The following is a 19500-nucleotide window of genomic DNA, read 5'->3' as shown; positions in this document are numbered from 1 at the left end:
ATTAGTTTTTCTCCGTAGCTGCCATCAGGCCGATGAAGCGGTCGAACAGGTAAGCGACATCGGTCGGGCCGGGCGACGCTTCTGGGTGACCCTGGAAGCAGAACGCCGGGGTGTCGGTGCGGGCGAAGCCCTGCAGCGAACCGTCGAACAGCGATACGTGGGTAATGCGGCAGTTAGCCGGCAAGGTGTCGGGATCGACCGCGAAGCCGTGGTTCTGGGACGTGATCAGCACCTGCTTGCTGTCGAGGTCCTGGACAGGGTGGTTGGCGCCGTGGTGGCCGAATTTCATCTTCAGGGTGGTCGCGCCGGAAGCAAGCCCCATGATCTGGTGACCGAGGCAGATGCCGAACAGCGGAATCTTTTTCGCCATGAATTCGCGCGCGGCAGCGATCGCGTAGTCGCACGGCTGCGGGTCGCCCGGGCCGTTGGACAGGAATACGCCGTCCGGGTTCAGCGCCAGCACGTCGGCAGCCGGGGTTTGCGCCGGCACCACGGTGACCTTGCAGCCGCGCGCGGTCAGCATGCGCAGGATGTTGCGCTTGACGCCGAAGTCGTAGGCGACGACGTGGAACTTCTGGTCGGCGTCGGCCAGCTTGCCGTAGCCCTGGCCCAGGGTCCACTCGGTTTCCACGGTCTCATACTGGGTCGTGACCGACACCACCTTGGCCAGGTCCATGCCCGACAGGCCGGGGAACGAGCGGGCCAGGTCCAGCGCCTGCGACGTCGACGGCTCGTTGCCCTGGGTGCCGACCAGGATGGCGCCGGACTGGGCGCCCTTCTCGCGCAGGATGCGGGTCAGCTTGCGGGTATCGATGCCGGCGATGGCGACGATGTTCTCGGCCTTCAGGTAGTCGGCCAGCGACTGGGTGGAGCGGAAGTTCGACGCCAGCAGCGGCAGGTCGCGGATGATCAGGCCGGCGGCATGGACCTTGGACGCTTCGACGTCCTCGGGATTGATGCCGTAGTTGCCGATGTGCGGGTAAGTGAGGGTGACGATCTGGCGGCTGTAGGAAGGATCGGTCAGGATCTCCTGGTAACCGGTCATCGACGTATTGAAAACGACTTCCCCGGTCGTGTGACCGGCCGCGCCGATCGAAAAACCTTTGAAGATGGTTCCGTCAGCGAGGGCCAGGATGGCCGGAACGGTGGAGCCAGAAAAAAATGGCGGCAAGGGCAACTCCTGATAAAGTTACCGTAGCTGCGCCACGTCAGACGACCGTCGTTGGGCCCGCGTGCTGGCGGGAGAAGGTCAATTGATGATGGAGTGAGTGGTAGTCGCTACGGTAGGGTATGGTTGGCTAAACCTTTGAATTATAACCAGTTACCTACCCTTTGACAAGGGCGAATCGGCGCCGATCGGCGCCGTCGTCCCCGCGCGGGCGGGGATCCGGTGTCAATCAGACCACCGCCGCAATCCCTGCCTTGGCAATCTGCGCATCCTCGCTCGACTTCACGCCCGATACGCCGACCGCGCCCACCACGTGGCCATCGACGACGATCGGCACGCCGCCTTCGAGCATGCCGTCGGCCTGCGGCGACGGCGCGGTCAGGAAGGCGGTGCGGCCGCCGTTGATGATGTCTTCGTAAATCTTCGACTCGCGCCGGCCCAGCGCCGCCACGCGCGCCTTGGACGGCGCAATGTGCGAGGCCAGCGCGTTGGCGCCGTCCTGGCGCTGCAGCCACAGCAGGTGGCCGCCGTCATCGACGATGGCGATCACGACCGGCCAGTGGTTGGCCACGGCTTCGGCCTCGGCGGCGGCAGCGATCTTCTTGACGTCGGCCAGCGACAAATACGGTTTGCTTTGCATGACACTCCTTTGGTTGATGGTTCAGGGACGGCGGCGAGCATCGAGCTTTTGCTTGATCTGGGCCATCACCTGGGCGGCCGCCTGTTCGCCGGCCAGGATGGCCTGGTTGCGGCTATTGAAGTCGTTGCCGGCCATCCTGCCCAGGCTGGGCGTGATGACGATGTCGGCGTCTTTCAGTTCGTACTGGTTGATGCGCTGGCCCATGATGGAAAAGGTCTGCATGATCACATCGACCGAGCTGACCGTGGCCTGCACGTCGGCCTGGGTCGAGATATTGACGGCGATGACGAAGTCGGCACCCATGTCGCGCGCAAAGCGCACCGGCACCGGCGCCACCAGGCCGCCATCGACATAGGTGCGACCATTGATGGTCACCGGCTGGAACACGCCCGGCACCGACGACGAGGCGCGCACGGCCATCCCGGTATTACCGCGCTGGAACAGGATCGGCTGGCCGGTTTTCAGGTCGGTCGCCACCGCGCCGAACGGGGTTTTCAGCTTTTCCATCGGCTGGTTGTTCACCGCCTTGTTGACATAGGCCTGCAGCGCCTCGCCTTTCAATACGCCGGTGCTCTTGCCGAACAGTGGCATGGCCCAGTCGGAGATGGCTGCTTCGTCCATGTCGAAGGCCAGCTTCTGCAGCTGGAAACCGCTGTTGCCGGCAGCGTACAGGGCGCCGACCACGCTGCCGGCGCTGGTGCCCACCACCACGTCCGGGTAGATGCCCTGCGCTTCGAGCGCCTTGATCACGCCGATGTGGGCGAAGCCGCGCGCGGCGCCGCCGCCCAGGGCCAGGCCGATCCGGATTTTTTTCGGTTCGGCGGCGGCTACCGGCACGGCCGGCGCCGGCGTCACCGCCACCGGGGCGGTTTTACAGCCGCCGAGGGTGGCGGCAGCGATGACGGAGGAAATGGCTAAAAGGGCAAGACGGCGTGAAGGCATGGATGGTCGCATGAAAAATGGGCGCAGCACATTCTAACGCACGCGGCCGGAAGACGACGCCTACGCCGCCATGCCGCAATCGTCGAGCGTCAGTTCCAGCAAGGGAAAATGGCCGGACTCCACCTTGAAGAATTCGGCCTGCGCGAAGATCGTGCTCCACACGGTGCGGTCCTGCTCCGCATCGATCATCGGATCGTGGGCGCCGAACAGCACCGTCACCGGCCCGGCAAACGGACTGGCCACGGGGCGGCGGTCGATGGCCGAAAAATCGTCGGACGTGGCCACCGAGGTCGGGCCGTCGAACGCGCCCGGCTGCGCGATCAGCTCCGCGAACGAGCGTGCCGCCGCTGCGCCGCCCACCGGACCGAAATACAGCGACGTCACATCGGGCAGCAGCGACAGCGCGCCGAACACATCCCAGAAACGGGCCCGGCCCGGGTCGTCCTCGTAGGCCGCCAGCGCAATCGCCAGCCGGCCGGCGCACGGGTGGTCGGTGTGCACGCGGAAGGCGCGCCGCGCCAGGCGCAGCGCCGCCTGCTCGGGATCGAACGTCGGGGCCAGCAGCACGATGCGCGCGATCAGCTCCGGCGCGTGCTGCGCCAGGTGCACGGCCAGGTGGGCGCCGAAGGAGCTGGCCGCCACCGTCACCGGTGCGCCGTGCGCCTGCGCCACGCTGTGCAGCTCCGCCAGCGCCGCTGCCTGCAGATCGAGGAAGGGCCGCGCCGCGCACGGCTTGGCCAACGGCTGGCGCCACCAGTGGACATGGGTGGCGTCCGGGTAGCGGGCCTGCTCGAAGACAGGACCCAGGCCCGGGCCGCCATGCAAATACAATACCGAAGGTGCCGACATGATGCTCTCCTGACAGAAGAAACCATTATAGTCGGCGGGCCGCTGGTGATGAACTTGCCTGTTGACCGGTACGCCGGTTCAACGCCATCGCGGGACCGGCGCCTGCCGTGCGGGTGCTAGGGCTGCGGCTCCCAGCCTGCGCCATTGCCGTAAGCGCCAAACACCAGGGCGCGGGTGGCGTAGCCGGCCGCCACGTCCTCGGCGCTGAGGCGGTAGCCGCCCACCCGCGCCGACAGGTCGAGCGGGTTGCCGGCCAGGTCGGTGGTGCCGAATTCACGCCAGCCGGCATGGGCGTCGGCCTGCACCGGGTTCGGCGCAGGCTGGCCATTGACGCCCTGCCCTGCCCAGCCCTGCGGCGCCACGTGGCGATCCATCTTGCAGTGGATGAAGGCGACATTGTCCCAGCTGGCCGTGCCGCCCGGGCTGCGGGCCAGCCAGGTGGCGCCATCGGGGATGTCGCGCTGCGGTGCGCCCGGGCCGGGGCCGTGGGTCAGCCGGCTGTTGAGGAAGACGTAGCCCTTGTCGCTGGCGTTCGGCACCCGCGCCTGCAGCACGTAGCCGCCGCTGGTGGCGCTGGTGGTGTCGCTGACCGAGCGGATTTCGCTCTCCTCGAACAGGGCGGCGCGGCTGCCGCCCCAGATGAAGTCCACATTGCCCGCCACCAGGCTGCGGTAGAACCAGGACCAGCCTTTCAGGTTCAGGGTGTCCTGCTCGCTGTAGAACGCGGCGTCTTTCACGACCAGGCGGCCGCCATCGCTGTTGAAATACAGGGTTTCGGCCTGGGCCGAGATGGCCGGCGAGCGCAAGGTGGTATTGCGGATGCTCAGCGTTTCCACGGTCAGCATGTCCGCCGCTTCCACCAGCCAGACGGCGCGTCCGCCGCCGAGGCTGCCACTGTCAGCGGCGCCAGGCGGTGCGCTGGCGCCGGTGCCGGGGTTGAGGGAGTCGTGGTTGGTGTAGCTGATCACCACGCCGTCGCGGCTCTCGCCGACCACGCGCACATTGTCCTTGTTGCGCAAGAAAAGCAGCTCGTCGTATGCGCCGTTGCGCACCGCGATGGTGACCGGCGCCGCGCGCGAGAACTGCTGCATCGCGTGGTTGAGCGCGCCCTGCACCGTGCGGAAGTCGGCCGCGCCGTCGTCATCGACCGTCAGCACGTCGCCGGACGGTGCACTGGCGCGGGTGGTAAAGGTCCAGTCGCCGGCCTTGCCGATGCCGGCGAACGGCTTGCCGCCCAGCGTGGCGCCGGTCAGCACACCGTCGGCGATGGCGACGTAGTAGGTTTCGCCATACGCGAGCTTGTTGCTGTGGAGCTTGACGTTGACGGCGTTGCCGCTGATGGTGACGGGCACGGTGTTGACCTTGCGCACCTGGTCCTGGCCCGCGTAGCCGAGCGCATCCGTTTCGCCGTTCAGCCGGATCACGTCCACCAGCGCATCGTCGTGCTGGCGGAAGATGCGCACGGTGCCGCCGCTGCCCAGCGCGGGCGGCTGGTCGAACACCAGCTTGAGCGACACGTCGACCGGTTGATCGACCGCGTGGGCCGCCGGCCAGGCAGCCCCCGCCAGCGCATAGGTGTGCGTGGGCTGCACGAAGCGCGGCGCGATGGTGGCGGCGATGGTGCGCGTCAGCTGCGCATCGCTGCCGGAGCGCACCACGATGGTGGCAGTGCCGGCGCCCAGCGCGCGCACGGTGGCGCGGTCGCCGTCCACCGTCACGCTGGCGACAGCCGGGTTGCTCGAGACGGCCGTGAAGCTGTCGGCGCTGCCGTCGCTGGCAACCGCGCGCACAGCAAACTGGTACGGCGCGTCGCCGGCCTCGGCAACGTAGCGGTCGGCCGCCGGCGCGAGCGTGAGCTGGGCCGGTTTCAGGGCCGGATTGCCGATGCGGACATCGTCGATCTGGAACGATTTATTGGCCGTGTACAAACCGACCAGGCCGCGCGCGGCAAACGCCGCATCGTCGATGGCGCCGAGGTTTTCGCCATCGAGGTAGACGGTCAGCGTGGTGCCGATCAGCTCGAAACGCACGGTGTAGAACGGGCCGTCCATGGCGATCGGCTTGCGCACCTGGCGCGGACGGCTGAGCGCGCCCGCCAGCATCTTGGCGATCTCGACCTGGGTACTGGCCGTGCTGTTCTGCACGTTCAGGCCGGCGCCGTACCAGTTGGCTGCATCGACGTAGCGCGTGAGCAGGTACAGCTGCTTGTTGCCGGTCGTGCCGTTGCTCATGGGCCGGATGCGTGCCTCGACAAAGTAGTCGCCGCCAGGCACGGCCGCCATCACGGCCGGCTTGAGCAGCGCCAGCACGCCGCCGGACGACGCGGCTGTGTACTGGAGCACCTTGTTGGCGCTGCCCGCGACCTCGTCCTGCACGCGGAAACTGCCGTTGGGACCAGGGGCGGACGCGGGCAGCAAGTCCCACTTGGCCGCATGACCGCCCTGGAAATCGTCACAGACATACAGGCCGCTTGCCGGACACGCCAGGCTCGGGCCGCTGGCGATGACGGTGCTGCCGCTGCCGCTGATCGCGGTGGACAGCTTGCCGCCCCCCGCTTGCGCCAGCGCGTTCGCCTTGACCAGATACGGCGGGCGCGCCGTGGCCGCGTACGGCGGCGTCCAGCCCGGCGCCGTGGCATAGCCGCAGGCAGTGAGCGGCGCGGCGTTGAGCAGGGACCCGCTGTCGCGGAAGGCGCCGGGCAGGCTGCCGGCGAAGTCCTTGACCACGTCCTTGCAGCTGCGCGCGCCGGCCACCTCGAACACATTGTTGTTCGATAAGATCTTGGCGGCGTTACCCACGCCCACGCTGTAGCTGACCGGGTACACCGGGTGCGTGCGCGAGCCAACGAAGTAATTGTTGAACAGGTGAACCTGGCCGTAGCGGACCCGGGGCGCGCGGCTGGTCACGTCGCGGAACACATTGTTGCTGAACGTGACACGCAGCTTGCCCTCGTCGCCGCCGGCGCCGTCGCTGCCGCCGACCAGGGTGTTCTTGTTGTGCTGGCTGAACACGTTGTACGACACCGTCACGTAGTCGGCGCCGTTGGTGATGTCGAGCGCACCGTCGTGGCATTGCTTGACGTGGTTGTTTTCGACGGGCAGGAAATCATCGGTCAACGGCGCGTCGGTAAAACTCACGTGATCGACCCAGACATGGTCGGCGCCGGACACACCGATGGCGTCGAAGGCCGAATTCCAGTTGCCGGTCGCGCCATCGTCAGGGTCCCACACCGGACCGACGTCACAGGGATTGACCAGCTTGAGATTGCGGATGATGACCTGCGAGACATTGGCCACCACGATGTGACCGTTGACCAGCCCGGCATTTGCACCGTTGCCGATCAGCGTGGTATTGCTCCTGAGCCGCACGGCGCCGCGCGCGGCCTGGTCGGCGCTGCTGGTGTAAGGCTGGCCTTCGCTCATGTCGATGATGGCGGTCAGCTTGATGATCTTGGGATTGACGCCGCCGTTGTACAGCGCCGCGAGCAGCTGGGCGCGGTTACCGACCGTGTAGATGTGCTCGACGGAGGCGGCCGCCCCGCCCTGCGTGCCGCCAGCCTGGCTGGCCCAGCCGTCGCCGGGCGCGGCCTGGCGCGCCGGATCGGTAGCGGCCCCATCGGCGGCGCCGGCAATACCGGCCACCGCGGCGCCGGACAATAATGCAGCGCACAGCGCTGCCTTCCATGCGAAATCGTGCATCGTGCTTCTCCTGCTGGAGTCGTGGGAGGTGGTTGCAACGCGCGGCCGGCCCGCAGGCGTGCGCGCGCAACGGGATCGCGGCGGGTCAGGTGCGCCGCGGTTGCCGGCGCCAGCGCCGCAGCCGGCCCATGGCGCCGATCGCAGTCAGGCCGAGCACGATCATGGCAGCGCCCGCCGGCTCGGGCACCGGCGACGCCGTGCCCACCTGCGCCGTGAACGCGCCGAACTCGCTCCATTGCAGGGCGCCCAGGTCCAGCGCGATGGTGTGGTCGTTGACGAGGGACAATACCGGCACGCCGCTGGCGCCGTCGGCGCCGACGTAGGTGAAACTGGCGATCGGCGCGCCCAGGCTGGCGCCGAAGTCGAAGCGCATGCTGTAAGCGCCGGCCGGGATGGCGCTGTTGGCGATCACGGTCAGTGCGCCGGCGGCGGAAACATCGACGCCGAACAGGAAGTCGGCGGTCAGGAACTCGACGCCGGTACTGGTGGGGTCGAGCCGGGTGCTGTTGGTGCCGAGACCGCTGGCGAAGTCATGGTCGAGCGCCAGCATGCCGGCGGCGTCGCCGTTGTAGGTGGCGCTGATCACCGCGTGCTGCAGCGGCGCAGTGGCGGTGGCAATCATGGCAGCAGGCAGGTCGCGGGCCTGGACGGCGCCCGCGCCGATGCCGAGCGCGGCAAGCGCCAGGGTATGGACGATGGTTTTCACGTTGTCTCCGATGGTTTTCTTGATTGTTGTATGGTCGCTGGCGCAGCAGGGGCTGCCGCCATGGAACACCTCGCGTGTTCCGCGCCACGTCGAGGCCGGCGCGCTGGAAGGTGGCCGTGGTCGACGTTGGTCAGGGGTGACTACCGGAGCATGGTGAAATACCAATAAAAACCGGTCAGACCATTCTAGATTGGTCTGACCGGTTTGGCAACATCGCGCACTGCCGCAGCAGCAATGTTGGATCTTCGCTACAAGCTACCCGGCATCAAGGTCCGCCGGCGCCGCCGACCGCCGCATACACCTGGCCGGTTGCATAGCTGGACTCGTTGGACGCGAGCAGCACGTAGACGCCTGCCAGCTCGGCCGGCTGGCCCGGACGCTGCAGCGGCCCGTCGGCGCCGAACTCGGGCAGCTTTTCCGGCGGCTGGCCGCCGGTCACCTGCAGCGGCGTCCAGAACGGTCCCGGCGCCACCGCGTTGACGCGGATGCCTTTACTCGCCAGCTGCTTGGCCAGGCCCTTGCTGAAGTTCATGATCGCCGCCTTGGTGGACGCGTAATCGAGCAGGTTCTCGCTCGGATCGTAGGCCTGCACCGAGGTGGTGTTGATGATGGTGGCGCCCGGCTTGAGCAGCGGCACCGCCGCCTTGGTCACCCAGAAGGTGGCGTAAACATTGGTCTTGTACGTCTCGTCGAATTCGGCGGTGGTCAGGTCGAGGATCGACTTGCGCGAGAACTGGCGCGCCGCATTGTTGACCACGATGTCGAGGCCGCCGAGGTCGCGCGCGGCATCGGCCACCAGCCGACGGCAGAACGCTTCGTCCTTGAGGTCACCCGGGATCAGCACGGCCTTGCGGCCGGCAGCACGGATCAGGTCGGCCACCTCGCGCGCATCGGCCTCCTCGGCCGGCAGGTAGTTGATGGCCACGTCGGCGCCCTCGCGCGCATAGGCGATGGCGGCGGCGCGGCCGATGCCGGAATCGCCGCCGGTAACCAGCGCCTTGCGGCCCTTGAGTCGGCCGCTGCCCTTGTAACTGGTTTCGCCATGGTCGGGACGCGGCGTCATCTTGCCGGTGATGCCGGGCCACGGTTGCTGCTGTTTCTCGAACGGCGGCTGGTGGTAGGCCGTGCGCGGGTCGCGCAGCGGCACGTCGGGCGCGGACGCCGGCGTGGCCAGGGCGCTGGCGCCCGGCGCACCGGTCGCGGCCGAAGCGGGCACGACGGCTGCGCCCAGCAGGCCGGTGGCCAGGCCACCGACCATCGCCCGGCGCGAGGCATTGGGGTTATCAGCTTGCATGGGGTGCCTTTCTGTGTGAGGTGAACGGCCATGATTTCAACTTATCGCCTGTCCCACCGTGCGGCACACCACACCCGCGCCGGGCAAAGCCCGGTCGCCGCTACAGGAAACGCTCGGGGATGCCGGCCACGAACGGATACATGCTGAAATACGGTTTGGCTTCGTCGAGCACGCGGCGCACGCTCGGGCGCAGCACCAGCCGCTCGAAATACGCCTGCAGCTGCGTGTATTCCTCGGGGAACGGCAGCAAGGTGGCGGCATAGAACAGCGCCGGCGCGGCCGCGCAGTCGGCCATGCTGAAGTGTTCGCCGCTCATCCAGGCGCGGCTGGCCATGCGCTTTTCGATCATCTTGTACGCGGTCTTGAGCTTGGTGCGCTCCTTGGTGCGGTCGCACTGCATGCCGGTCAGGTGGCCGTTGACGATCGCCTGCACCGGCCCCTGCACGTAATTGTCGAAGAAGCGGTCCCACAGCCGCACGTCGAGCGCGGCGTCCCAGTCGGCCGGGATCATCGCCTGCGGCCCCGGGAAATGGCGGTCCAGGTATTCGATGATGACCGAGGTCTCGGGGATGTCGCGCAGGCGCCGGTGGTCGCGGATCACGGGGAATTTACAGATCGGCCACATGGCGGTGAGCTCGGCGCGGTCGGCGTCCTCGCCGACGTTGATGATGCGCTTGTCGAACGCGGTACCGTTTTCGTACAGCGCGATCAGCACCTTGTGGCAGAACGAGGCCAGCGGATGGTAGTACAGGGTCAGTGCCGGCGTGGTGGATATTACTGCGGGGGTGACTGCGGGGGTGTCAGGCATGGCGGCTCCAGGTAGCTCCAGGTGCGCGGCATCGGCGGACGATGCCAGCAATACGCCGCATGATACTGCACCTGCGGTGCCGGCGTCCGGCGCAGTTTGTGACACACTGCCACCCGCGCCTGCCGGTGCACCACCGCCGGCCGCGTCCGATCCACCGGGCATCCCGGAAGAATCCATTTATTACAGGAAATTATTATGCGTCGTACCCTCTACTCACTGTCCTCCATCCTGCTGCTGTGCGCCGCCGGCCATGCCGCCGCCCAGGCAGCGCCCGAAGGCACGCTGGCCGGCGTCGGCGTCGGCTACGTGCCCGAATACACGGGCGCCGATGACAACCACCTGGTGGCGCTGCCGATTTTCGATCACAGTTTCGGCAACGGCTTTTATGCCAGCACCCGGCGCGGGCTCGGTTACCAGACATCGGCCGCCGGCTTCGGCCTGTCCGCCGCGCTCGGCTACGGCGGACGCCGCGACGAACACGCGCGCAACTTCGGCGCCGGCTCCGACGACCTGCGCGGGATGGGCAAGGTCCATGGCGGCGCGCTGGCCCTGCTCACCGCCACCTACCAGCTCGGCACCATCGGCCTGTCGCTGGGCACGGCCCAGGCCCTGACCGAGCGCGATAACGGCAGCACCTACACCATCGGCGCTTCCACCCCGTTTTACCGCGGCCCGCGCGACCAGTGGTCGTTCAACACCTCGGCCGTGTACGGCGACAACAAGCACGCGCAAACCTATTACGGCGTGACGGCCGGCCAGAGCGCGCGCTCGGGCTATGGCAGCTACCGGGCGGAAAGCGGTTTCGAAACCATCGCCGTGGGCGTGGACTGGAACCACGCAATCGACGCCCGCTGGTCGGTCAGCAGCGCAGCCGGCCTGACGCGCCTGGTGGGCGACGCTGCCGACAGCCCGCTGACCCGCCGCAAGACCACGCCCTCGGTCACGACCGGGCTGATCTACAAGTTCTGAGGCACGGGCCGATGATATGATGGCAGGAAAGCGTTCATTTCCTGCCTTCGCCACCCCGTCCAGATGCCCCCGACCTCCCCCGCCACCGTCCTGACCCTGTTCCTGCTTGCCGCCGCCATCTGCGCCGTGTGGCTGCCCGCCCCCGCTGGTGGCAAGATCCGGGTAGTGCCGTGGACTGTCGTAGCGCCGGCTGCCCTCCTCTGTGGCGTGCTGGCCGGCGTGCTGCACTGGCAAGGGGTGGCGGCGCTGGCGGCGCTGGCGACCACCGCCTCGGCAGCGGCCGGCAGCCGCAAACCGGCCAAGCGCATCGTGGCCGGACTATTTACCGCCGTGCTGGCGCTGGCCCTGGCCACGCACTGGCTGCCCGGTTTCGACAATCCGCTGCTGCTGCGCCGCGTGGTGCTGTCGCACGGCGCCACGCCCTTCACGCAATATGCCAATCTCGACAAGGGTGCGGCCGGTCTCATACTGGTCGCGCTGCTGTGCAAGCGAACACGCACCTGGCGCGAGTTTGGCGCTATGCTGGCGACGGCATGGCCGCTGATGCTGGTCACGCTGGCAGCCGTGTTCGGCCTCGGCATGGGCCTGGGCCTGGTGCGGCCGGACGTGAAATGGTCGGGCCTGACCACGCAGTTCATCGCCGTCAACCTGTTTTTCACGGTGGTGGCCGAGGAAGCGTTTTTCCGTGGCCTGTTGCAGGAGCGGTTGGCCGCAGCGCTGGACGGTACGCGCTACGGCGCATGCTTGGCGGTGGCGGTATCGGCCGTGCTGTTCGGCGCCGTGCACTTGGGCGGCGGTCCGCTGTTCGCGCTGATGGCGGGCGTGGCGGGACTCGGTTATGCAGTGGTCTATCAGTGGACGCGCCGCATCGAGGCGGCCATCCTGTTGCACATCGTGGTCAATGCCGTGCATTTTATTTTCTTCACCTATCCATCGCTGCTGAAAGCTCACGGTGCCTGATTCCCCTCCCGCCCGCACGCTGCCCAACGCCGTCATCGGCCTGGTGGGCACCGCCACTGTCCTGGTGCTGCTGTACTTCGGCCGCGATGTCCTGATTCCGATCACGCTGGCCTTCATCCTCAGCTTCCTGATCGCCCCGTTCGTGCGGGCCCTGCGCCGTGTGGGGCTGGGGCCGACCGCCTCGGTGCTGACCGGGGTGGCGGTGGTCGCCGCCGCCGTGCTGATGGTCGGTGCGGTCATCGTCACCCAGGTCACGCGCCTGGGCGCCAGCCTGCCGCAGTACCAGGACACCATTGCCACCAAGCTCGAGGTACTCAACGACATGACGCGCGGCGCCGTCGGCAGCATCGGCGGCCCGGCCGGACAGCTGATCGAGCACCTGACCCAGGGCACGGTGGATGAATTCGGCACCGCGCCCCGGCCGCGCCTGCATAACAACCGCAGCGATGCCCCGGTACTGGTCGAAATCCACGAACCGGAGCTGAAACCGCTGCAAATCCTGAGCAAGGTGATCGCCTCGGTGTGGCCGCCGCTGGAGACGGCCGGCATCGTCTTCATCGTGCTGATCTTCGTGTTGCTCGAGCACGAATCGCTGCGCGACCGCTTCATCCGGCTCGCCGGCGGCGAGGACTTGCGCGCCACCACCATCGCCGTCAACGATGCGGGCGAGCGGCTGTCGCGCTTTTTCATCTCGCAGTTCGCGGTCAATGCCTGCACCGGGCTGGTGATCTGGATCGGGCTGTCGATCATCGGCCTGTCGCAGGCGCTGCTGTGGGCTACCATGACCGCCGTGCTGCGCTACGTGCCGTACGTGGGTTTCTGGATCGCGGCACTGTGCGCGACCCTGCTGGCGGCCGCCATCGACCCGGGCTGGTCGCTGGCATTGATGACCCTGGGAACCTTTCTGATCGTGGACATCGTCGTGGCGCAGACCGTGGAACCCAAGCTGTACGGTCACACGGCGGGGCTGTCGCCGTTGTCGGTGGTGGTGGCGGCGATTTTCTGGAGCTGGATCTGGGGCCCGGTCGGGCTGGTGCTGTCCACGCCGCTCACGCTGTGCCTGGTGGTGGCGGGCCGTTACATCCGCGCCCTGAAGGTGCTGGAAATCATGTTCGGCGAATTGCCGGCGCTGACCCTGCCGCAGAATTTCTACCAGCGCGCGCTGTCGGGCGACGCCCACGAGATCATTGCCGCCGCGCGCCGCTACATGCGCAAGAAAACCCTGGTCCAGTATTGCGACAGCGTGCTGGTGCCGGCGCTGCACCTGGCCAGCTTCGATTTGCGCGGCCAGACCATCACGCCCGAGGAACAGGCCAAGGTCAGGAGCGCCATCATCACGGTGATCGAAGCGCTCAGCGGCAGCCGCAACTGGTGGCACCGGCGCCGCGTGGCCAAGGCCATGCAAGCCAATTCGGCGCTGGCCAGCATGGGCATCGGCCGCCAGCTGCGCGAGCGCCGCATCTCGGCCACCGGCGAATGGCAGGGTTCATTCGACATCCCGCCCGGCAGCCTGATCCTGAGCGTGGGCCTGACCTCGTCCTACGACGAGCTGGCCACCGAAATCCTGGTGCGCATCATGCGCGACCGCAAGCTCGATGCGCGCAGCATGAGCAGCGAAGACATCGACGAGCCGCTGCCGCCCGAAGCGACCGCCGAGCTGGTGTCCATCGTGTGCCTGGTGACGGTCGATCCGGTCAACGACACGCCGCAGATGCGCGAGCTGATGGCCGAGCTGCGGGTGCGGCTGCCGCACGCCAAGCAGCTGGTGGTGCTGCTGCCGAGCCCGTTCCAGAACCGCAGCCTGCATGACTGCGATTTTCCGCAGGCCGACCACGTGTCCGATTCGTTCGAGGATGCGCTCACCACCTGCCTGCGGGCCATGCCGCGCAAGGGCTAGCGCCTGCCGGCGCCGGCACGATGATCAGGCCGGGGTGGCGCCCAGCAGCAGTTCGGCCTGCTTCGGCACGATCGCGCTCTTCGGCAGGCAGACGATGAAGGTGCTGCCCTTGCCTGCTTCCGACTTGATCTGCAGCGTGCCGCCGTGGCGCAGCAGCACGTGCTTGACGATGGCCAGGCCCAGGCCCGTGCCCTGGGTTTCGCGCGACCGGCTCTTATCGACCCGGTAGAAGCGCTCGGTCAGGCGCGAGATGTGCTCGGGGCTGATGCCGATGCCGGTATCCTCGACCTTGAATTTCACGCCCGCCTCGAATTCGCGCCAGACCAGGTTGATGCGCCCGCCGGCCGGCGTGTAGCGCACCGCGTTCGAGGCCAGGTTGCCGAAGGCGCTGTGCAATTCCTCGTAGCTGCCGACCACGTCCGGGCCGTCGATCTGCAGCGTGATGTCGTGCTTGCCGGCCGACAGCGCGCGGGCGTCGCTGGCCACCTGCTCCATCAGGCGCCGCACATCGACCGTCTCGGGCCGCATCGGATAATCGACCGATTCCAGCCGCGACAGCGTCAGCATGTCCTCGATCAGGTGCTGCATGCGGTGGCCCTGCTCGGTCATCAGCTTGAGGTGGGCGTTGCGGGTGGCCGCGTCCAGCCCCTCGGTGGCGGCGATCTCCAGGAAGCCGACGATCACCGTCAGCGGCGTGCGCAGCTCGTGCGAGGCGTTGGCGATGAAGTCGCGCCGCATTTCCTCGATGCGCTCGGTCTCGGTGGCGTCGTGGGTGACCAGGATCTGGCGCCGGTTCTCGAACGGGATGATGTGCACGATCAGCTTGCGCTCGCGGAAGCTGATCGTCAGCGGCTGCTCGTAGCGGCCGAGGATGATGTAATCCATGAAGTCCGGGTTGCGCACCAGGTTGGTCACGCGCATGCCCTTGTCGCGCTCGTGGGTGAGACCCAGGTGTTTTTCGGCAGCCGGGTTGCACCATTCGAGGAACAGCACGTCGTCCATGATCACCACGCCGTCGGGCAGCAGGTGCATGGCCTGGCGGAAGCGCGCCAGCCACTCGGTCAGCTCGGCCTGGTTCTTTTCGTCGTCGCGGCGCATGCGGTACAGGCGCGAGAAGATATTGGTCCAGGCGCCCCAGCCATCGGGCAGCTTGGCGCTCTGCGGGTCGTCCATCCAGTTGCTCAGCTGGTACAGGTACGACAGCTGCACGAACACCATCACGATGGTCGCCAGCAAGGCCACGACCACGCCGGTCATCCAGCCGAACATCCAGCCCAGCAAGGCACAGCCGGCCGCCACCAGCGCGGTGCGCAAGGCGGCAGGCACCCAGAACAGCAGTTTTGGATTCATGTGACTAGGTTTTCTCCGACAACATATAACCGACGCTGCGCACGGTCTTGATCAGGTGTTCGGCTTCCTTCAGCGCCTTGCGCAGGCGCAGCACGTGCACGTCCACCGTGCGCTCCTCGATCACCACATGGTCGCCCCACACCTTGTCGAGCAGCTGGCTGCGCGAAAACACGCGCTCGGGGTGGGCCAGCAGGAATTTCAGCAGTTTGTATTCGGCGTGGCCAATGTCGATCTTCTGGTCGTCCATCGACACCGTGCAGCTGACCGGGTCGAGCGCGATATTGGCGGCGCGCATGGTCGATTGCGCGTGCTCGGGGCTCTTGCGGCGCAGCAGCGCGCGCGAGCGGGCCAGCAGTTCGCGCGGCGAGAACGGCTTGGTGACGTAGTCGTCGGCGCCCGTGTTCAGGCCCGCCAGCTTGTCTTCTTCCATGCTCTTAGCGGTGAGCATGATGACCGGAATTTCGTTGAACTGGCGGTCGGAACGGATGCGCGCCAGCAGGCGCAGGCCGGTCTGGTCGGGCAACATCCAGTCGAGCAAGATCAGCTGCGGGGTGCGGGTCTGGATGAAGTCCCAGGCCTCGCCCACGCTTTGTACCGCGCAGCAGTTCCAGCCTGCCTCGCGCAGCGAAAAAGTCACCAGCTCGACAATCGCCGGTTCGTCCTCCACGATCAGTACGGTGGTTTTATCGGATGCCATAGTATTCGTCGTTCTTTATTCAGCGTCGAGGTTGTCGTCGGCCAGCGGCGCAGCCCGGGTGTGGCGGATATCCTTGCCTTCGACCACGTAGATCACGTACTCGGCGATGTTCTTGGCATGGTCGCCGATGCGCTCGATGGCCTTGGCCACCCACAGCGTGTCCAGGGCGGCCGAAATCGTGCGCGGATCTTCCATCATGAAGGTGATCAGGTTGCGCATGATCGAGCGGAACTCATGGTCGATCACGGCGTCCTGGGCGATCAGCTTGAGCGCCTGCACGCCGTCGTTGCGGGCAAACGCGTCGAGCGCGTCGTGCAGCATGTCGCTGGTGTTGTTGGCGATATTGCGCACCATCTCGTAGTGGTTGACCGTGACCGTGCCGCGCGAATGCAGCGCCTTGGCGGTGCGGGCGATCTTGGTGGCCTCGTCGCCGATGCGCTCGAGGTCGGTGATCACCTTGATGGTCGCCATGATGGTGCGCAGGTCGTTGGCGGCCGGCTGGCGCCGCACGATCAGGTGGCTGCAGGCGTCGTCGAGCGACACTTCGAGCTGGTTGACGGTGTCGTCCTCGCGCATCACGCGGTCGGCGCGCTCGGGATTACCGATGCGAAAACACGTCATGGCGTCGAGGAACTGGGTCTCGACGATGCCGCCCATCAGCAGCACCTTGGAGCGGATCGCTTCGAGTTCGTTATCGTATTGTTTGGATGAGTGTTCACCGATCATGCTGATTCTCCGTAATGCGTATTATAGGTGCGACAGGTGCGATCAGCCGAAACGGCCGGTGATGTAATCCTGGGTTTCCTTGCGCGCAGGATTCATGAAGATCTGGTCGGTCTCGCCGAACTCGACCAGCTCGCCCAGGTACATATAGGCGGTGTAGTCCGAGCAGCGCGCCGCCTGCTGCATGTTGTGGGTGACGATGGCGATCGTGTAGTCCTGCTTCAGTTCGCTGATCAGCTCTTCCACCTTCGAAGTCGAGATCGGGTCCAGCGCCGAGGTCGGCTCATCGAGCAGCAGCACGTCCGGCTTCACCGCCACGCCGCGCGCGATGCACAGGCGCTGCTGCTGGCCGCCCGACAGCGACAGGCCGCTCTTGCTCAGCTTGTCCTTCACTTCGCCCCACAGCGCGGCCTTTTTCAGCGCCCATTCCACGCGCTCGTCCATCTCGCCTTTGGACAGGTCTTCGTACAGGCGCACGCCGAAGGCGATGTTGTCGTAGATCGACATCGGAAACGGCGTCGGCTTCTGGAACACCATGCCTATCTTGGCGCGCAACATGTTCAGGTCCTGGCCGGCCTCGAGGATGTTACGGCCGCGGTACATGATCGAACCCTCGGCGCGCTGGCCCGGGTACAGGTCGTACATGCGGTTGAGCGTGCGCAGCAGCGTCGACTTGCCGCAGCCCGACGGACCGATGAAGGCCGTCACCTGGCGCTCGTGGATGTTGAGGTTGACGTTGGTCAGGCTCTGGGTTTTGCCGTAGAAAAAATTCAGGTTCGAGATGGCGATGGTCGTGCGCTTGCCGCTGCCAGCGGGCGCGGCCGTCAATTCCGGGGTCAATGGGGTGTTCATAGGATCGCTTTATGTCGGTGGTCGCTAGTTGTTTGGTCTAAACGGTCAGTCAATTCGGAATTTTCTGGGAGAACATGGTGCGCGAAATGATGTTCAGCGCCAGCACACTGAAGGTGACCAGCAGCGCGCCGCCCCAGGCCAGTTCGCGCCAGTTGTCGTACGGGCTCATGGCGAAGCCGTAGATCACCACCGGCAGGTTGGCCATCGGGCCGTTCATGTCCTTGCTGAAGAACTGGTTGTTCAGGGCGGTAAACAGCAGCGGCGCGGTCTCGCCCGAGATGCGGGCCACGGCCAGCAGCACGCCGGTGATCACGCCGGCCTTGACCGCGCGCAGGCGCACCGTCATCGCCACCTTCCAGCGCGGCGCGCCGAGCGCGAACGCCGCTTCGAGCAGGCTGCTCGGCACCAGGCGCAGCATGTTGTCGGTGGTGCGCACCACGACCGGCACCGCGATCAGCGCCAGCGCAATCGACCCGGCATAGCCGGAATAGTGCTTGGTGGTGGCCACGTAGGCGGCCCAGACGAACATGCCGATCACGATCGACGGCGCCGACAGCATGATGTCGGTGACGAACCGGGTGACGGCCGCCAGCTTGTTCTCGTTGCCGTACTCGGCCAGGTACATGCCGGCCAGGATGCCGATCGGCGTGCTGACCAGGGTGGACAGGCCGACGATCATCACGGTGCCGAGGATGGCGTTGGCCAGGCCGCCGCCGTCGCTGCCCGGCGCCGGCGTGCTTTCGGTGAACATGTTGACCGACAGCGCGGAGAAACCGTTGATCACCAGCGTGATCAAAATCCAGGCCAGCACGGCCAGGCCCAGCGACATGGCCAGCACCGACAGGGCAATGCCCACGCGGTGCCGCAGCAGGCGCTTGCGGTACACCTTGTTCACCGGCGCGAGGGCTTCCGGCGGGTTGATGGCAGCTTGGTTCATTTGAGGCCTTCCTTGCGGGACATGCCGACCAACATCAGTTTGGCGGCGGACAGGACGATAAAGGTGATGACGAACAGGATCAGCGCCAGCGCGAACAGCGACGATGTGTGCAGCACGGTATCCGATTCGGCAAATTCGTTGGCCAGGGTCGAGGCGATCGAGTTACCGGCAGCGAACAGCGAGAACGACAGCTTGTTGGCGTTACCGATGACGAAGGTGACGGCCATGGTTTCGCCGAGCGCGCGGCCCAGGCCCAGCATCACGCCGCCGACCACGCCGGTCTTGGTGTAAGGCAGCACGATCTTGCGCACCACTTCCCAGCGCGTGCAGCCGAGGCCGTAGGCCGATTCCTTGAGCACGGCCGGCACGATTTCGAACACGTCGCGCATCACCGACGAGATGAACGGGATGATCATCACGGCCAGGATCAGGGCGGCGGTCAGCACCCCGATGCCCATGGTGGGGCCGCTGAAGAACGGTCCGATGATCGGCAGCACGCCCAGCGTGCTTTTCAGCAGCGGCTGGACGTAGTCGCCGAACAGCGGTGCGAACACGAACAGGCCCCACATGCCGTAGATGATCGACGGCACGCCGGCCAGCAGCTCGACTGCCGTGCCCAGCGGGCGGCGCAGCGCGGCCGGGCAGATCTCGGTCAGGAACAGGGCGATGCCAAAGCTGATCGGAAACGCGATCAGCAGCGCGATGCCGGACGTGGCCAGGGTGCCGACGATGGCGATCATGGCGCCATACTGGTCGTTGACCGGATCCCATTCGACGCGGGTGATGAAGGCGGGGCCGAATTCCTTGAACGCCGGCCAGGCGCCGACCATGAGCGAAATGATAATACCCAGCAGTACCAGCAGCACCGACAGGGCGAACAGCATCGTGGTCTTGTGGAAGAAGAAATCCTGGATGCGCTGCTTGCGCATGGTGCGCAGCATCGATTGCATGGCGGCTTGCTCGGCGGCAGTGGCTTGCGCAGTAGAAAATTGCGAGGCCGGCTCCGGGGT

Annotated in this window: 17 protein-coding genes; 3 read left to right on the top strand and 14 right to left on the bottom strand. The window is 66.5% G+C overall.

What is annotated here, in order from left to right:
* Position 1: 1 nt before the first annotated feature.
* The 8 genes from carA to ASF61_RS05170 all read right to left on the bottom strand — a co-directional run bounded on the left by carA (position 2) and on the right by ASF61_RS05170 (position 10105).
* Positions 2-1171: a glutamine-hydrolyzing carbamoyl-phosphate synthase small subunit gene (gene carA / locus ASF61_RS05205; RefSeq protein ID WP_056151994.1), complete on the bottom strand. Its 1170-nt coding sequence runs from the start codon at positions 1169-1171 to the stop codon at positions 2-4.
* Positions 1172-1397: 226 nt separating this feature from the next.
* The gene (locus ASF61_RS05200) at positions 1398-1808 is read right to left on the bottom strand and encodes a heme-binding protein (RefSeq protein ID WP_056151991.1); all 411 of its coding nucleotides are present in this window, start codon (positions 1806-1808) and stop codon (positions 1398-1400) included.
* Positions 1809-1829: 21 nt separating this feature from the next.
* Complete coding sequence (locus ASF61_RS05195; protein ID WP_056151987.1) at positions 1830-2750, bottom strand: patatin-like phospholipase family protein; 921 nt, start codon at positions 2748-2750, stop codon at positions 1830-1832.
* Between the two features lie 60 nt (positions 2751-2810).
* Positions 2811-3599 carry an alpha/beta fold hydrolase gene (locus tag ASF61_RS05190; RefSeq protein ID WP_229205719.1) on the bottom strand — a complete coding sequence of 263 codons (789 nt, stop codon included), beginning with the start codon at positions 3597-3599 and terminating at the stop codon, positions 2811-2813.
* Between the two features lie 116 nt (positions 3600-3715).
* Complete coding sequence (locus ASF61_RS05185) at positions 3716-7297, bottom strand: pectinesterase family protein (RefSeq protein ID WP_056151984.1); 3582 nt, start codon at positions 7295-7297, stop codon at positions 3716-3718.
* 85 nt (positions 7298-7382) lie between these two features.
* Entirely contained in the window at positions 7383-8003 is a 621-nt protein-coding gene (locus tag ASF61_RS05180; RefSeq protein WP_156369455.1) for a hypothetical protein, read from the bottom strand.
* Between the two features lie 265 nt (positions 8004-8268).
* A complete protein-coding gene (locus ASF61_RS05175) occupies positions 8269-9297 on the bottom strand; it encodes an SDR family oxidoreductase (RefSeq protein WP_056151978.1) in 1029 nt (342 codons plus the stop codon).
* Between the two features lie 100 nt (positions 9298-9397).
* Entirely contained in the window at positions 9398-10105 is a 708-nt protein-coding gene (locus ASF61_RS05170) for a glutathione S-transferase family protein (protein ID WP_056151975.1), read from the bottom strand.
* A 195-nt stretch (positions 10106-10300) separates the two neighbouring features.
* Here ASF61_RS05170 and ASF61_RS05165 point away from each other — a divergent pair, with 195 nt between their 5' ends.
* The 3 genes from ASF61_RS05165 to ASF61_RS05155 all read left to right on the top strand — a co-directional run bounded on the left by ASF61_RS05165 (position 10301) and on the right by ASF61_RS05155 (position 13931).
* Positions 10301-11074 carry a MipA/OmpV family protein gene (locus ASF61_RS05165; protein ID WP_056151970.1) on the top strand — a complete coding sequence of 258 codons (774 nt, stop codon included), beginning with the start codon at positions 10301-10303 and terminating at the stop codon, positions 11072-11074.
* Positions 11075-11137: 63 nt separating this feature from the next.
* Complete coding sequence (locus ASF61_RS05160; protein WP_056151968.1) at positions 11138-12034, top strand: CPBP family intramembrane glutamic endopeptidase; 897 nt, start codon at positions 11138-11140, stop codon at positions 12032-12034.
* Positions 12027-13931 (top strand): AI-2E family transporter, encoded by a 1905-nt coding sequence (locus ASF61_RS05155; RefSeq protein ID WP_229205718.1) that lies wholly within the window; start codon positions 12027-12029, stop codon positions 13929-13931. The genes ASF61_RS05160 and ASF61_RS05155 overlap by 8 nt, the downstream gene beginning before the upstream one ends.
* A 24-nt stretch (positions 13932-13955) precedes the next feature.
* Here the strand turns inward: ASF61_RS05155 and phoR are convergent, their stop codons facing one another.
* The 6 genes from phoR to pstC are packed head-to-tail and all read right to left on the bottom strand — an operon-like array spanning position 13956 to position 19440.
* Positions 13956-15281, bottom strand: coding sequence for a phosphate regulon sensor histidine kinase PhoR (phoR, locus tag ASF61_RS05150; protein WP_056151965.1), 1326 nt, complete (start codon positions 15279-15281; stop codon positions 13956-13958).
* Positions 15282-15285: 4 nt separating this feature from the next.
* Entirely contained in the window at positions 15286-15978 is a 693-nt protein-coding gene (locus ASF61_RS05145) for a response regulator (RefSeq protein ID WP_056151963.1), read from the bottom strand.
* A 15-nt stretch (positions 15979-15993) separates the two neighbouring features.
* A complete protein-coding gene (phoU, locus tag ASF61_RS05140; protein ID WP_056151960.1) occupies positions 15994-16704 on the bottom strand; it encodes a phosphate signaling complex protein PhoU in 711 nt (236 codons plus the stop codon).
* 42 nt (positions 16705-16746) lie between these two features.
* Complete coding sequence (gene pstB / locus ASF61_RS05135; RefSeq protein ID WP_056151957.1) at positions 16747-17553, bottom strand: phosphate ABC transporter ATP-binding protein PstB; 807 nt, start codon at positions 17551-17553, stop codon at positions 16747-16749.
* Positions 17554-17602: 49 nt separating this feature from the next.
* Complete coding sequence (pstA, locus tag ASF61_RS05130) at positions 17603-18490, bottom strand: phosphate ABC transporter permease PstA (RefSeq protein ID WP_056151955.1); 888 nt, start codon at positions 18488-18490, stop codon at positions 17603-17605.
* Positions 18487-19440: a phosphate ABC transporter permease subunit PstC gene (gene pstC, locus ASF61_RS05125; protein WP_056151952.1), complete on the bottom strand. Its 954-nt coding sequence runs from the start codon at positions 19438-19440 to the stop codon at positions 18487-18489. Before pstC ends, pstA begins: the two co-directional genes overlap by 4 nt.
* Positions 19441-19500 lie beyond the last annotated feature (60 nt).

The sequence above is a fragment of the Duganella sp. Leaf126 genome (assembly GCF_001423125.1).
Taxonomy (GTDB): domain Bacteria; phylum Pseudomonadota; class Gammaproteobacteria; order Burkholderiales; family Burkholderiaceae_D; genus Rugamonas.
Note: the sequence above shows the minus strand (reverse complement) of the source record. Positions and strands in the feature narration are given on the sequence as shown.

Coding starts and splice junctions, on each gene's coding strand:
- ASF61_RS05175 (WP_056151978.1), bottom strand. CDS start 9,297: ATGCAAGCTGATAACCCCAATGCCTCGCGCCGGGCGATGGTCGGTGGC.
- ASF61_RS05170 (WP_056151975.1), bottom strand. CDS start 10,105: ATGCCTGACACCCCCGCAGTCACCCCCGCAGTAATATCCACCACGCCG.
- ASF61_RS05190 (WP_229205719.1), bottom strand. CDS start 3,599: ATGTCGGCACCTTCGGTATTGTATTTGCATGGCGGCCCGGGCCTGGGT.
- pstA (WP_056151955.1), bottom strand. CDS start 18,490: ATGAACCAAGCTGCCATCAACCCGCCGGAAGCCCTCGCGCCGGTGAAC.
- ASF61_RS05200 (WP_056151991.1), bottom strand. CDS start 1,808: ATGCAAAGCAAACCGTATTTGTCGCTGGCCGACGTCAAGAAGATCGCT.
- ASF61_RS05165 (WP_056151970.1), top strand. CDS start 10,301: ATGCGTCGTACCCTCTACTCACTGTCCTCCATCCTGCTGCTGTGCGCC.
- ASF61_RS05145 (WP_056151963.1), bottom strand. CDS start 15,978: ATGGCATCCGATAAAACCACCGTACTGATCGTGGAGGACGAACCGGCG.
- ASF61_RS05160 (WP_056151968.1), top strand. CDS start 11,138: ATGCCCCCGACCTCCCCCGCCACCGTCCTGACCCTGTTCCTGCTTGCC.
- phoR (WP_056151965.1), bottom strand. CDS start 15,281: ATGAATCCAAAACTGCTGTTCTGGGTGCCTGCCGCCTTGCGCACCGCG.
- ASF61_RS05195 (WP_056151987.1), bottom strand. CDS start 2,750: ATGCCTTCACGCCGTCTTGCCCTTTTAGCCATTTCCTCCGTCATCGCT.
- pstC (WP_056151952.1), bottom strand. CDS start 19,440: ATGCAATCGATGCTGCGCACCATGCGCAAGCAGCGCATCCAGGATTTC.
- phoU (WP_056151960.1), bottom strand. CDS start 16,704: ATGATCGGTGAACACTCATCCAAACAATACGATAACGAACTCGAAGCG.
- pstB (WP_056151957.1), bottom strand. CDS start 17,553: ATGAACACCCCATTGACCCCGGAATTGACGGCCGCGCCCGCTGGCAGC.
- ASF61_RS05185 (WP_056151984.1), bottom strand. CDS start 7,297: ATGCACGATTTCGCATGGAAGGCAGCGCTGTGCGCTGCATTATTGTCC.